This is a genomic window from Pseudoalteromonas sp. Z9A4 (genome assembly GCF_011378845.1).
Taxonomy (GTDB): Bacteria; Pseudomonadota; Gammaproteobacteria; order Enterobacterales; family Alteromonadaceae; genus Pseudoalteromonas; species Pseudoalteromonas arctica.
Genome location: NZ_WTLA01000002.1, coordinates 351,490 through 365,584, shown reverse-complemented (window position 1 = coordinate 365,584; position 14,095 = coordinate 351,490). Strand labels below are relative to the sequence as shown.

The 14,095-nt window shown below is 41.2% G+C and carries 12 protein-coding genes and 1 other RNA gene; 2 read left to right on the top strand and 11 right to left on the bottom strand.

Annotation, left to right across the window (positions count from 1 at the left end; translation table 11 throughout):
* Window positions 1–124 precede the first annotated feature (124 nt).
* From rplI to rpsF, 4 genes are read right to left on the bottom strand one after another with little or no spacing between them, the layout of a single operon-like run.
* Window positions 125–577: a 50S ribosomal protein L9 gene (rplI, locus tag GQR54_RS03370; protein ID WP_002962755.1), complete on the bottom strand. Its 453-nt coding sequence runs from the start codon at window positions 575–577 to the stop codon at window positions 125–127.
* A gap of 35 nt (window positions 578–612) precedes the next feature.
* On the bottom strand, window positions 613–840 hold the full coding sequence (gene rpsR, locus GQR54_RS03365; protein ID WP_007378475.1) for a 30S ribosomal protein S18: 228 nt from the start codon (window positions 838–840) through the stop codon (window positions 613–615).
* A gap of 12 nt (window positions 841–852) precedes the next feature.
* Window positions 853–1,170 (bottom strand): primosomal replication protein N, encoded by a 318-nt coding sequence (gene priB / locus GQR54_RS03360; RefSeq protein WP_033015549.1) that lies wholly within the window; start codon window positions 1,168–1,170, stop codon window positions 853–855.
* Between the two features lie 44 nt (window positions 1,171–1,214).
* Window positions 1,215–1,556 carry a 30S ribosomal protein S6 gene (rpsF, locus tag GQR54_RS03355; RefSeq protein WP_007378473.1) on the bottom strand — a complete coding sequence of 114 codons (342 nt, stop codon included), beginning with the start codon at window positions 1,554–1,556 and terminating at the stop codon, window positions 1,215–1,217.
* A 377-nt stretch (window positions 1,557–1,933) separates the two neighbouring features.
* On the opposite strand from rpsF, the gene GQR54_RS03350 reads away from it, so the two are divergent.
* Window positions 1,934–3,133 carry an alpha/beta hydrolase-fold protein gene (locus GQR54_RS03350; protein WP_166376524.1) on the top strand — a complete coding sequence of 400 codons (1,200 nt, stop codon included), beginning with the start codon at window positions 1,934–1,936 and terminating at the stop codon, window positions 3,131–3,133.
* A 267-nt stretch (window positions 3,134–3,400) separates the two neighbouring features.
* On the opposite strand, the gene GQR54_RS03345 is transcribed toward GQR54_RS03350, so the two are convergent.
* From GQR54_RS03345 to GQR54_RS03330, 4 genes are read right to left on the bottom strand one after another with little or no spacing between them, the layout of a single operon-like run.
* Window positions 3,401–4,567 (bottom strand): FAD-dependent monooxygenase, encoded by a 1,167-nt coding sequence (locus tag GQR54_RS03345; RefSeq protein WP_166376523.1) that lies wholly within the window; start codon window positions 4,565–4,567, stop codon window positions 3,401–3,403.
* Entirely contained in the window at window positions 4,564–5,751 is a 1,188-nt protein-coding gene (gene ubiH / locus GQR54_RS03340; RefSeq protein WP_166376522.1) for a 2-octaprenyl-6-methoxyphenyl hydroxylase, read from the bottom strand. The genes GQR54_RS03345 and ubiH overlap by 4 nt, the downstream gene beginning before the upstream one ends.
* A gap of 15 nt (window positions 5,752–5,766) precedes the next feature.
* Window positions 5,767–7,089, bottom strand: coding sequence for a Xaa-Pro aminopeptidase (pepP, locus tag GQR54_RS03335; RefSeq protein ID WP_166376521.1), 1,323 nt, complete (start codon window positions 7,087–7,089; stop codon window positions 5,767–5,769).
* A gap of 30 nt (window positions 7,090–7,119) precedes the next feature.
* The gene (locus GQR54_RS03330; protein WP_007587323.1) at window positions 7,120–7,683 is read right to left on the bottom strand and encodes a UPF0149 family protein; all 564 of its coding nucleotides are present in this window, start codon (window positions 7,681–7,683) and stop codon (window positions 7,120–7,122) included.
* Between the two features lie 193 nt (window positions 7,684–7,876).
* On the opposite strand from GQR54_RS03330, the gene ssrS reads away from it, so the two are divergent.
* Window positions 7,877–8,059, top strand: a non-coding RNA gene (gene ssrS / locus GQR54_RS03325) — 6S RNA.
* A 185-nt stretch (window positions 8,060–8,244) separates the two neighbouring features.
* On the opposite strand, the gene GQR54_RS03320 is transcribed toward ssrS, so the two are convergent.
* Genes GQR54_RS03320 through GQR54_RS03310 form a run of 3 tightly spaced genes read right to left on the bottom strand, consistent with a single transcriptional unit; the run spans window position 8,245 to window position 14,046 of the window.
* Window positions 8,245–11,328 carry an efflux RND transporter permease subunit gene (locus tag GQR54_RS03320; RefSeq protein WP_007587324.1) on the bottom strand — a complete coding sequence of 1,028 codons (3,084 nt, stop codon included), beginning with the start codon at window positions 11,326–11,328 and terminating at the stop codon, window positions 8,245–8,247.
* Window positions 11,325–12,641, bottom strand: a complete 1,317-nt coding sequence (locus GQR54_RS03315; RefSeq protein ID WP_010554901.1) for an efflux RND transporter periplasmic adaptor subunit — start codon at window positions 12,639–12,641, stop codon at window positions 11,325–11,327. Before GQR54_RS03315 ends, GQR54_RS03320 begins: the two co-directional genes overlap by 4 nt.
* On the bottom strand, window positions 12,631–14,046 hold the full coding sequence (locus GQR54_RS03310; protein ID WP_166376520.1) for a TolC family protein: 1,416 nt from the start codon (window positions 14,044–14,046) through the stop codon (window positions 12,631–12,633). Before GQR54_RS03310 ends, GQR54_RS03315 begins: the two co-directional genes overlap by 11 nt.
* Window positions 14,047–14,095 lie beyond the last annotated feature (49 nt).

The following is a 14,095-nucleotide window of genomic DNA, read 5'->3' as shown; positions in this document are numbered from 1 at the left end:
TTATCCGCGAACGGTGCTCGCAAAGACACAAAAATATCCAGTTAGGTATAAACGAAAAAACACCACTCGTTCTTAAACGAGTGGTGTTATGCTAATAGCACGGCTTTTGTCGCTTAATTAAAAATTAAGCTTCAGCGATTACGATTACTTTAATAGTAGCCGTTACGTCTGAGTGAACTGAAATTGATACGTCAAATTCACCTGTCTCACGGATAGTACCTAGAGGCAAACGAACTTCTGACTTAGCAACTTCAACACCAACAGCTGAGATAGCGTCAGCGATGTCACGAGTACCGATTGAACCGAATAACTTACCTTCGTCACCAGCTTTAGATACTAATGTAACTTCTGCTAATGCTTCTAGTTTTTCAGCGCGTGCTTGTGCAGCAACTAACTGTTCAGCGATTTTCGCTTCAAGTTCTGCACGACGAGCGTCAAACGTTTCAATGTTAGCTTTAGTCGCAGGAACTGCCTTACCTTGAGGGAAAAGGAAGTTACGTGCGAAACCAGATTTAACTACAACCTGTTCACCTAGGCTACCTAGGTTAGCGATCTTATCTAGTAGAATAACTTGCATGTTTCTACACCTTTTAAAAACTGTTAATCCGCTGCTTACTTATGTAAGTCAGTGTATGGAAGAAGGGCTAAGTAGCGAGCACGCTTAATAGCAGTTGCTAGCTGGCGCTGAAATTTAGCGCTAGTACCTGTGATACGGCTAGGTACGATTTTGCCACTTTCTGTAACATAGTTTCTAAGAGTAGCTAGATCTTTGTAATCGATTTGTTTTACGCCTTCCGCTTTAAAGCGGCAGAACTTACGACGTCTGAAATAACGTGCCATGAGATTAATTCCTCAAATAATTCTTTCTATATGCTGAGCATGCAAAACCAATTGGCTAAGGCCGTTACGACCTTCGTGGCGATTTAAAAAACCACTCACTTGCAATGCCTGCCCAACGTGCAAATGTTGAGTCTGTTGTTGCATTTGCTTTCCACTGGCAACTACCTGAAGCCTCACGTAACTATTACGGTTAAGGTCTGCTTCGGTTTGCATCGATTTATGTTCTACAACAAAAATACAATGCGGGATGCCAGCAGGGCTTTGGCTAAACTTGGGAGTTTTACAAACTACCCCAGATATAACCAGCTGATTCATAAAAGGGCTAACCATTTATATTCATCACCAGTTAAACGCCATGCTTGGACTCAAAACAATTAAGCAGCTGGTGCTTCTTTCTTCTCTTCTCTTGCAAGAGGAGACGCTTCAGTTTCAGCAGTTTTAGTGCGGATAACTAAGTTACGAAGCACTGCATCGTTGTAGCGGAAAGTAGTTTCTAGCTCGCTGATTACTTCAGTTGGTGCTTCAACGTTCATAAGAACATAGTGAGCTTTATGAAGCTTGTTAATTGGGTAAGCCAATTGACGACGGCCCCAATCTTCAAGACGGTGGATAACACCACCAGCTTCAGTGATAGAACCAGTATAACGTTCGATCATACCAGCAACTTGCTCACTCTGATCTGGGTGAACCATGAATACGATTTCGTAATGACGCATGGATATTCCTTACGGTTAATAGAGCCTTCTACCGTTTCGGCCGGTCGGTTTAAGGCAAGGAATTAATAGTTTAAAAGCCGAAATGAGCGCGCATTATACGCTTAGACGGATAATTAAGCAAGCAGGTTTTTTAAGCTTTTATAGATAAGTGTTTAAAGGTAAACATTTCGAGCTTCGCTCGTCGCGTCAGCAAGCTGTACGCCTACCGCAAAAGTTAAGCACAGAGTGTAATCTCTCTTGTAGAAGCCGAGCTTACTCGCGTGAAAAACGATAGCTTTTAATTACTTAAACTTTATGTTTACCCCGAAAATATAAACATTTACTCAAGCTTAAAGCCGTGCAATTATTAAGCAATACATTATTAAATAAGGATATTTATGAAGCTCTTACTATCGCTTGTATTAATACTTACTTTTAGTACACCATTTTTAAGCCACGCAAAAACCAATACAACTGACATAACCGTTGGTAAAAAAGTCATTCTGCAATCAAAAATACTTAACGAAGACAGACCCATTAAAATTTTCATACCTGACACTGTAAAAGACGATAAGCCGCTTTATGTTATTTATTTACTTGATGGTGTTGAGCACTTTCATACGGCGTCTGGTGTTATTAAATCCCTTGTTGATTACGAGCAGATACCTAACGCAATGCTCGTTGGTATTGATACAACTAACCGTGTTCGCGATTATTTACCAAAAGTAGAAGGCGAACCTAAAACAGAGTTTCAAACTTTTGTTAAAAACAAATGGCCTGACGCAGGACAAACCGACAAGTTTTTAAAGTTTGTGTCTGATGAACTCATGCCTTATATAAACAGTAATTACTCAACTAACGGCTACAACACCTTAATTGGCCACTCTAATGCAGGTACTTTGGCGCTTTATACTTTAGTTAATCAGCCTGAGTTATTTAATAACTATATAGCTATAAGCCCAAACAGTTGGTGGAGTGATGAGGAATTAAAAAATAATATTATAAAATACACTAAAAACCCTAAAGGTGATCAGGCGTTATTTATTAGTGTAGCAAGCGAAGGCGCACGCTTTTATACAGGCGTATTAAATACTTTGGTAAATTTAGAACAACAAACGCCCTCGCAACTTAAATGGGAATATAAGCATTATCCCGCTTTTACTCATATGGGCACTATACTACCAGCGCTTAGCGATAGCCTAATTCACTTATTTAGCGACCTAATATTTAAGGTTACTGACGAGCACGGAAAGTTTGCTGATGTATCGCTCATTACAGGTTACTACCAAGCACTGAGTGATAAGTACGGGTTTGAGCTTAAAATTCCACAAGATGTATATGTAGAATTTGCTCATAGCCAGCAAAAATTTGGTAACACAGCCAAAGCTATTACCACGCTTAAACACTTTACTACCCATTACCCCAATGCAACTTATTCTCACATGCGTTTATCGCAAGGCTATACTGCTAACAAACAGTTTAAAGAGGCTGTTACCAGTATGAAATACGCATTAGAACTTGCTAAGCAAAACTCGCGAGATCCAATGTTAGTTGATGCGCTCAAAGATATGGTGAATGAAGCACAAGAGAATTTGTAACTGATTTAACGCAAAGCGCTTTTTAACTAACGATAGTAATTACGAGCTACGCTCGTCGCGTCAGCAAGCTAAACGCCTACAGGTAAAATTAAGCTCAGTGTTAAACTTTGCATGTAGACGCCGAACTTGCTCGCGTGAAAAGCGCGGCTTTTAATATATTTAAAACCTTCATAAAAAAACCGATGTTTAAATTAAACATCGGTTTTTTTAATCAAGCTCATCACTTTACTTTATCTGTTGGGTTTCGCTTCGCTCAACCCAACCTACTTATTTGCCTATCGCTTCTTTGGCGAACAGGTGTTTTATTGGGCCAAGATTATCAACTAATGATAGCCCTACTCCACGAATAAGTTTTTTAACTGGGTTTGCACCTTCAAATAGCTCTTTTAACCCTTGCATCATGGCTATGTGCTTTTGCGCATCGAGCTTACGAGTGCGCTCGTAATCGCGCAGTGTACGAGTGCTTGCAAACTCCTTGCTATCGCTTGTTAAAAGCTCAATTAAATAAGCCGCATCTTTTAGGCCTAGGTTCATACCAAGCCCTGCAAGTGGATGGATTGTATGTGCAGCATCGCCAATGAGTACCACTTTTCCTGAAACCCATTGTTGGGCGTAGCGCATTTTAAGTGGAAATGCAGCACGTTTACTTTGTACTTCACACAAACCACATTGGCCGTCGATGGCTGCCATTACAGCTTTATTAAAGGCGGTGTCGTCCATTGCTAACAATTCATCACAATGATTGGGGCTGGTAGACCATACAATAGAATGAGTATTGGCATCACTCAAAGGTAAAAACGCCAAAGGTCCTGTTGGTAAAAAAACTTGGCGTGCGGTGTTTGCATGTGGCTCTTTGGTTTTTATTGTCGCTACTAATGCATGGTGATCGTAATCTTTAAAGCTAAGCGCCATATTAAATTGTTTACGTATAGCTGAATTTGCACCATCAGCCGCCACCAGCAGTTTTGCAATAATTGGCTCGCCGCTTTTAAGTGTTATAAATACATCAGATTCGCTTTGATGTATTTGCTGATACTGTGTATCAAACATTAGTGTTGCACTGCTTTGTTGCTCTAGCTCTTTTATAAGCGCAAAGCGGATAATGTCGTTTTCAACAATATGGCCTAAATGTTCAAGCTCAAGTTGCTCGTTATTAAACGCTATTTTGCCAAAGCTGTCGGCATCACGTACGTCCATATGTGTATAAGCGCACGCTCGCTGTGCGATAATTTCGGGCCATACATTTAATTGTTCAAGCAAGGTTTGACTTGCAATGCTTAGCGCACTTACGCGCAAACCATATTCGTCAGTTGGCAACGCTTGTGTTGGTGCACCGTCGAGTACAACGACGCTTATATCGGCTTTTGCCAATCCAAGTGCTAGTGTTAGCCCTACACAGCCGCCACCTACAATACAAACCTGTGCTTGCTTCATAAACGCCTACCTTGTTTAACTTGCCCCATTAACTGTTTAGCTAATGGCGCTTTTAATGCGGGAAATAAATCCATCGAAAACAACCCAATACTGCGCCCCAATGCGAGCACTCGCGATGAGTTCGAAAAAAGTCTAACAAGTGTATCGGTTAAACTCATCACGGTTTTTATATCATCACTGCGCTTTTTTGAATATTCACGTGTAAACGCATAGCTGCCTAAATCGTGTTGGCTATTTGCTATTAAATTACTAAGTACTTGTACGTCGCGAAGACCTAAATTAAAACCTTGCCCTGCAATAGGATGAATAGCATGTGCAGCATTACCAATAACCACTGTTCGGTGCGCAATTAAAGACTCTACTTGCCCGTAAACGAGCGGGTAACTCGTGCGCATGCCCACTTTAGTAAATTGACCACCGCGATAACCAAACGCGCTTTGCAGGGCACTTAAAAAACCTTGTTCACTGAGTGCCATGTGCTGTTCAACCTGCTCTTGGCGCATACACCACACTAACGAATAACGGTTATTGCTCATGGGTAATAACGCCATAGGCCCGTTTTGTGTAAAGCGCTCAAAGGCATGATTATTATGCCCACCAGCCACTTCTACATTAGCAATAATAGCGCCTTGTTCATAAGGCTGGGTATTAAAACCAAGCCCAAGTAAACTACGTGTTGGTGATTGTGCGCCATCAGCAATAACCAATAGCTTGGCGTTTAATTGCTCGCCGCTTTGTAAGGTGAGTGTATTGCTATGCAAAGTTTGCTCAATGGCAATTACGCTATCGGGGCACAAAAGCGTAATATTTGACTGCGTTAAACGCAGGTGAAGCGCTCGGCCAAATGGATTTACTTCTACTACGTAACCAAGTGAGGGCTTAGCAAATTCGTCGCAATTAATGTGCGCTTTGCCAAAGTGGCCTCTATCAGACACGCTCACTTTTTTGATTGCTGCGGTGTAAGGGGCATTTTGCTCAAATAAATTGAGGCTTTGTAAATACTCTACCGATTGCTGAGCAAGTGCAATGCTTCTGTCGTCAAAGCTTGGGTGGTAGTCGCCGGTTACTTGATTAGCTTCTACAACGGCAATATTTAACGCGGGATTAGTTTTAGCCACACTTAATGCGCAGCTTGCTCCCGCTAAACCACCGCCAATAATAACTACATCAAACTGCTTAGCCACTTTACTCTCCGAGCTTTATACGTTTTTAGCACTTTGCATAAGTGCTTCTATATCGCTAATTTTTTTAGGTACGCTTAGGGTCAAGTTTTCATAGCCGGTTTCGGTAACTAGCAAGTTATCTTCGATACGAATACCAATGCCTTTGTATTTTTGCGGTGCGCTTGAGTCTTTGCTTATATAAAGCCCAGGCTCTATGGTGAGTACCATACCGGGCTCAAATGCACGCTCAACGTTATTTACTTTGTAATCGCCAACATCATGTACATCTAAACCAAGCCAATGCCCAAGCCCGTGCATGTAATATTCTTTACATGCCCCTTTTGCCATTAGCTCATCAAAGTCGCCGGTTAAAATACCTAGATCGATTAAACCTTGGGTCATTACTTCCATTGCTAGTTTATTAGCATGCGACATGTAACCACCGGGTTTTACTTCATCAAAAGCAACTTCTTGCGCTTTAAGAACAATATTATAAAGCGCGGCTTGCTCTTCGCTAAATTGACCATTTACCGGAAATGTACGCGTTATATCAGCAGCGTAACCTTGTAACTCGCACCCAGAGTCTATAAGTACTAGGTCACCACTTTTTAAAACATCGCTATTTTGTGTGTAATGTAAAATATTGGCGTTGTCGCCACTACCAACAATTGTGCCGTACGCAGGATGAGGCGCACCATTCATTGCATAATGATGATGTAGCTCTGCTTCTAGCTGAAACTCTGTGGCACCCGCATGCGAATAACGCATAGCGCGCATGTGCCCTCGCGCACTAATTTCACAGCCTTCTCGCATAACATCTATCTCGCTTGGCGATTTAAACAAACGCATTTCGTGAATAAGGCCGCGTATCTCTTTTAAAGTACTCGGTGCTTTGAGGCCTTTTCGTGAGCCACTTCGAAGCGTACCTAGTAACGAAAACACTTTAGTATCAAATGAGGGATAAGCACCTTGTGCAAAATAGAGAGCATTTTTTTCATTTAGTATATCGAGTAGCTTATCGTTTAATTCACTTAGCGGGTAAGCTTCATCAAACAAGTAGTCACTTTTAGCTTTATCAAAGCCAACTCTGCGGCCATGCCAAATTTCTGCAAGCTTGTCTTTATCTAGGCAAAATAAAGTACTGGGTGCATCGCTGTTATTACAGAGTACAAGTACGGCGTCGGGTTCGTTAAAGCCAGTTAAGTAAAAAAAGTCGCTATCTTGTCTAAATGCATATTCGGTATCGCGACTGCGCGTCACTTCGCTTGCAGCGGGAATAATAGCAACGCTATTTTTATCCATTTGAGCAAGTAAACGCTCGCGGCGTGCTTTAAATTCTGACTTTTGTACTTCAACCATTATTAATCAACCCGTTTTACTTTTTAAAAGTTAATGAAGTGTTTTTTTTGTACTTTGCGTGCTTTGCTCTTTACCAAGCTCTGCAAAACAAAGTAGTGCTGATACACGCACATATTCAATCACTTCGTGCAGCGCTTGGCTGTCTTCTTCGGTTTCTTCAAAAGTAGTATCTAGGCGAGTAATTTCGCTAAAGTCAGTAATAACCTCTTTAACATCGCTCGATAGTTTACCGTAGTCTTTTTGCTTTAAACCAAAACCAAGCATAAAACCCGCTACCCATGATACGAGGCCATTAGCCTGATCGATGAGTGTTTCATCGTCGCTTGGTAAAAATAAATCAAACTGAAATTCATCATCATTAAAGCTCGCGACTACTTGCTTATAAATAGTGCCAAAAAACTGCTTTAAATCGTTACTAAACGATTCACCATCGTTAAACACATCGCTCAAAAGGCCTAAGTATTCTTTGTCGTCAATGGTTAAACCACACGCAAGTAAACCACTAATCACACCATGCGCTTCAGCAGGTGATACAAATATTTCGTTTTTTTCTAAAAGCAGTTGAGCTTTTTCGTAATCGGGTAAATCGTTCATAATCGAATCTTCGCTTTGCAAGTTAAGGCAATGCTACCACTCGATAAAAAGCAACTCCAATTAATTGTATGATCAAGCTCAAAAACCATGCGATAAAGTAAATGATGAGTTAAAGGTGCGGAAAAACTAAGCGAACGGTTTAATTTTTTACGTTTGGGGTTTAAGGATTGGATTATGTCTTATATACTTAAATTGTTCCCTGGGGTACCGGAGCTTAGTTAAGTCCCTGAGCCGATAAATTTTATACCAGGGTTTCTGTTCGTCTACTATTGTGCAGGCTCGGCATGTACCGAGAAGCCTACGGTAAACCGCAGATTCCCGCCCTGAAACCTTCTGGTTTCAGGACTGAAACCGAGTACCGTATCTTGGGGAACACCTTTTTAGTAACCTTCGCCTTTAAAAGGCTTTATCAAAAAAAATTAACCTTCCTGTTTACTCTTATATTTATCTAAATTTTTTATTCACTTATCTTCAATTGTCTAATATTACTTTTTAGCTTATAAAAAAGCCGCAGGTAATTACTTACCTACAGCTTTAATAATCACGCATTAAAGAGTGAAGTTATTTAAACCAACCTTGAAAACGCTCCATTAGCATGTAGTTTATTGGTACTAACAATAAAGTAATAAAGGTAGCAAAAATAATCCCAAACCCTAAGCTCACCGCCATTGGTATTAAAAACTGTGCCTGAGTCGCTTTTTCAAACAGTAATGGCATTAAGCCAATAAAGGTCGTTAAACTAGTTAGCATTACAGGGCGAAAACGCGATGCACCTGCAATTTTTATAGCATCGAGAACTTTACCACCTTCACTGCGCTTTTTATTAATAAAATCAACGAGTACAAGCGAATCATTTACCACCACCCCGGTTAGCGCAAGCATACCGAGTAAACTCATAATAGTTAAGTCCATTCCCATAATCCAATGCCCTACTACAGCACCTATCATGCCAAATGGGATTACACTCATTACTATGATTGGTTGTAAGTAAGATTTAAGCGGTATTGCTAATAGCGCATAGATTATGAAAAATACAAACACAAGTGCCCAAGCCAACGAACCAAACGACTCTCTTTGCTCTTTAGCCTCACCTTCTAGTTTGTAATCTACTCCAGGATATTGCTGCATTAACCCATCTAAATACTCCGTTAGGTCAGCCTGCAGTATGGTCATGTTGGTATTATTTTTTTCGATATCGGCTGTTACGTTTAATGTGCGGTAACGGTCTATTCGATTAATAGTTGATGGACTTTGCCCAGCAGTAAGTGTTGCCACATGCGACAATGGCACTGAGCCTCCATCAGGCGTATTTATAAGTATGTTTTGTAGGTCAGCTACAGAGCGGCGCTCATCTATAGGTAAGCGTACCATTACACGTACATCGTCTCTGCCTCGCTGAATACGTTGTGCTTGCGAGCCAAAAAACGAGTTACGTACTTGCCCAGCTACATTGACTCTATTTAAGCCCAGCGCTAAACCTTGTTGCGTAAGCTCTATTTGTAACTCTTCTTTACCGTCGGACATACTATCGGCAATATCAAATACCGTTGGATAGGTTGATAAACGGGTTTTAATGTGATCAGCCACGTCTTGTAAAATAGTCAACGAAGTGCCACTAAGCTGAACATCAATGGGGTCTGAACTTCGGCCAATTTCGGCTCTAAACGTTAAACTTTCGGCGCCTGGTATGACACCAATTAAATCGCGCCATTCGCTGGCAAGTTCTCGTGATCCTATGTCTGATTCACGCTTTTCAGCCGGTGTTATTTCAAAGCGTACAGAGCCTGAATTAGATACACCACCACGCCCACCTGTTGTGGCTAATATATTTAAAATAACGCTTTCGCCAGTATCTGGGTCGCGGTATTTTTCTTGTAATTGCTGCGCCTTTTGCGACATGTCAATTACGTATTTATTAGTTACTTCAAACGGTGTACCTGTTGGTAGTGTTAAGTTAACGCGAACTGTTTCGCTTGGTATGCGCGGGAAAAATACAAACTTAGTCCAACCGCTGGTGATCATGGTTAAAATTATAACAAATACACCAATAAACAAGCTTACCGAAGCCAATTTATGGCGCAGTGCTAAATTTAAAGTGGGTTGATAGTATTTTAAAATCGCGTTTTCAAATCCATCTGCAAAACGCTGTTGAATAACATCAAACTTTGAAGGTTCGCCTTTTTCGTGGCGTAGTTTTATATATTTTAAATGTGCTGGTAGTACAAATTTAGATTCAATCAATGAAAACAATAATACCGGAATAACTACTACCGGTATTTGTGCAAACAAGGCACCACGCGCCCCTTCAATAAAAGCCAAAGGTAAAAAGGCAGCAACGGTAGTTAACACACCAAATGTTACTGGTGTTGCTACTTCTTGAGTACCTAAAATTGCGGCCTGCTCGCCCGACGTAGCTGTTTTTAAATGGGTGTAAACGTTTTCGCCGGTAACTATGGCGTCATCAACAACAATCCCCAGTACCAATATAAAGCCAAATAAGCTCATAATATTAAGGGTTACGCCAAAAATAGGCATCGCTATAAACGCGCCCATAAACGAAACCGGAATACCAATAAATACCCAAAATGCAATTGCAGGGCGTAAAAACAAAGTAAGTAAAGCCAGTACTAAAATACCGCCTTGTAAAGCATTGGTAGTAAGGGTCGAAATACGACTTTTAACCAGCTCCGAATCATCATCCCAGTAACTTAGTTCAAACCCTTGTGGGAGAGAGCTTTGTTGCTCTTTTATGTAGTTTTTAACATCGTCAGCAACTGTAATCGCACTTTGTGGACCAATTCGATATACGTCGATAAATGCAGCTTGTTTACCATTAAAGCGAGTACGTACTGGTGTTTCTTCAAAATCATCTTTTATAGTCGCTATATCACCTAAGCGAATAATAGTGCCATCGGCTTGGTTTTTAACAACAATGCTGGCAAATTCATCTTTACGATATGCTTGCCCTTTAGAGCTTATAAGTACGTCCCCGCCTTCTGTTTTTAAGTTACCAGCAGAAATATCTGAGCTTGAGTTTGAAATAGCACTCGATATTTGTGCCAAGCTTAAATCGTACTGACGAAGAATATCTTGGCTTACTTCAATGGCTATTTCGTAATCACGAACGCCACTTAGCTCTACCTGCGTTACATTAGGTAAACGTAGGATTTGATCGCGTACTGTTTCTGCGTATTCGCGGGTTTCTTTTTCGCCATAGTCACTCGATACGGTAACCGCGATAACTTCACGAATTCGCTCAGCAAGCGCTACTATCGGCTTTTCGGCATCGGCTGGAAAAGTGTTAATTGCGTCTACACGACTTTTTATATCAGCTAAAAGCTCACGAGGGTCGTAGCCGCTTTCCACCTCTATTGTCACAGAGCCAGAACCTTCAGAAGAGCGACTAAATATTTGCTTTATGCCCTCTAAATCTTGTACGGCTTCTTCTATTCGAATTGTTACGCCTTGCTCTACATCCTCTGGTGTTGAACCACGCAAACTTACATTTACGCTTATCATGTCAGTTTCGAATGAAGGAAATACCTCAAGCGGTATTTTGCTTGATAAGCTAAAAAGTCCCGACAGTAACAGCGTTACTAGCAATAAGTTAGCAGCAACATGGTTTTTGGCAAACCAAGCGATCATGGCTTATCTCCTTGCTTTGCTGCGCGGCGTTTTTTTAGCTCTTCAACACTAATACCCTGCTCTTTTGCTTTTTGCTCAAGCTGCTCTGGCGTCGGGCGCTTTCCTTTACCTTGCCCATTAGCTCCTCGGCTTTTAGGTTGCTCTGTGCTTTGTTCGCCTAAAATACTTACCTGAGTACCAGAACTCACTTGCCCTAGTGGAGTAATAACCAGTTTATCATTTGGATTTAATCCCGTTTTTATCATCGCTTGTGTCGCATTTTGCCAAGCAAGTGTAATGTCTTTACGCTTAAGTACACCCTCTTCAACAACATAAACATACGTCCCTTGATATATTGTACTGTTAGGGATTATAAGTGCGTTAGGAACTGTTTTACCGGTAATTTGCGCCTTTATGTATTGCCCTATTTTTATTGGGTACTGGTTATTAGCCGTTGCTTTATATGGGTCGTTAATTTTAGCAACTACGTAAAGCTGTTGTGCACCTTCATCTATAGCACCTTCGGTACGCGCTAGCTGCCCTTGCCACGTTTGCTCACCCACTAAGTCAGAGGTAAATTTAACAATTGAACCCGCTTGGTTTTTGGCGCCATCGCGATATTGCTCTGGTAAATTTACGAACGGAAGATCTTTATTTTTAATCGGTAAACGAATCTCTACGCTATCGATTGCGTAAATAGTGGCAAGCTGGGTATTGTTAGTAACAACTTGCCCCAAATCAACACTACGGCTAAGTATACGACCCGCATATGGCGCGGTTACTTTAGTGCGCTCTAAATCAAGCATGGCTTTTTCAAGTACTGCTTGCGCCGATAAAACTTCTGCTTCGGCTGCTGCAAGTTGTGGTTCACGCAGTACTAAGCTGCTTGCCTGATTTGAGCCGCCAAGGCGTTTCCAATCAGTAATAGCTTGTTGTCCACGCGCTTTTTCTTCTAATAAGCCTTGCTCTGCCGTTAATAAATTGGCTTGAGCAGATTTAACTTCAGCTTGATGATCTCTATCGTCTAGCTTTAAAAGTACGTCGCCCTTTTCAAAAAAGCCGCCTTCTCTAAAGTCATCACTTACTTCAATTATTTGCCCAGATGCCTGAGCAACTAATAAACTTTGTGTACGTGGTTTTACCGTACCGTAGCTATCAATCATCACTTGGTAATTTTGTGGTTTAAGCTCAAGCGCAGCCACGCTTATTGATGCTTTAGGAGGTGAGCCAAAGCGTTTAGCCTCTGGCGGATTACCTTTAATAAACATAACAATTAAAATAGTGGCAATAATAACCACCGCTGGAATAATAATTTTTGCTGTTTTAGTTTTCATCATTATTGCTCTTTAGTTCACTTGAGGGCTTTGCAAAATCACCACCAAGGGCAACGTGTAAGTTAATTCTGTTAGCTATTAATTGGTTTTTAATGTCGATTAAGGAGCTTTGTGCATCGAAAGACCTATCTTGTGCGTCAAGCACCGTAGTGTAAGTTACCAAGCCACTTTGATATTGCTCAAACGACAACTGCTCTGCTGCAAGTGCGTTTTCTTGTGCCTCAAGGGTGCTGCTATATTGTGATTTAAGAGACTGCTGCTGTGAAATCGCATTCTCTACATCACCAAATGCATCGTAAAGCGTTTGCAAATAAAGTTGCTCTTGCTTTTGAGTATTAAGGCGCGCTATTTCTTCATTCGCTTTTAAGCGTCCGCCCTCAAAAAGTGGTGCTGAAATACTACCTAATAACGACCATGCAAGGCTTGATGGAGAAAACAAGTCGCTTACTCTGTCGGTGCTATCACTTAGTGAAGCTGTTAAATCTAAACTTGGAAAGCGTTGTTTGTGCGCATACGCCAATGAAGCGTCGGTGGCTAAAAGATCATACCAACTTGCTCGCAGCGTAGGTTTGCGTGTTATAAGTTCAGAAGGTAAGCCTAGTAGAATATCGGTATTAATAACGGGTAAGTCGCTACTAGCAGTAATGGCACCTTTTGGGTATTCACCCAGTAAACGCTCAAGTACACGTGCTGAAGCCGATAGGTTCGCCGTTTGAGTAGCAATGCGAGCGCGTTCATTATTAAGCTCATTACGGGCTAAATATACATCGAGTGCTTCGTTTATACCTTGGCGATAACCAGACTCGATAATATCTAGGCTTTGCTGTGCGTTGGCTTCGCGGCGCTTAAATAAATCGAGTAATTGCTGCGCTGTAACTACATCAAACCAGCCAGTTACTACATCAGCAACGAGTTGCTGTTTAGCTTGCTCAAACCGGGCCTGTTGCGCTAAATAGTTAAGATTAGCTTCGCGCTTTGAATCTGAAAGCTTACCCCATAAATCAACTTCATAAGTTAAATCTAAACTAACGGAGCTTGCGTTATCGTAGCTCACTGGGCGGTTGTCTTTACTACGGCTAGTACGCGTTGATAAATCAAGGCTAGGCCAAAGTGCAGAGCCCGATACTATAAGCTGTTGTTTTTGAATTTCTACATCATAACTAGTTTGTAAAAGCTGTTGGTTGTTTTTAAGTGCTTGTTGTACAAATTTGTTAAGCGTAGGGTTTTGTAGTTGTGTAAGCCATTGCTCTTGTACTTTTAATACCGAGCTTGATGCTTCTTGCTGCCATTGCTGTGGCATATTATTAGGCGCTTGCATGCGCTGCGACGAGTTAAAATCACTCGCACAGCCGCTAAGCAGCATCACACTAATTGCCAATAGGGTTGGCTTGCATTGCCAAATCATAATTAAACCTAAATTACTGCTATTTATGAACGTAATTCAAGCACTTTGG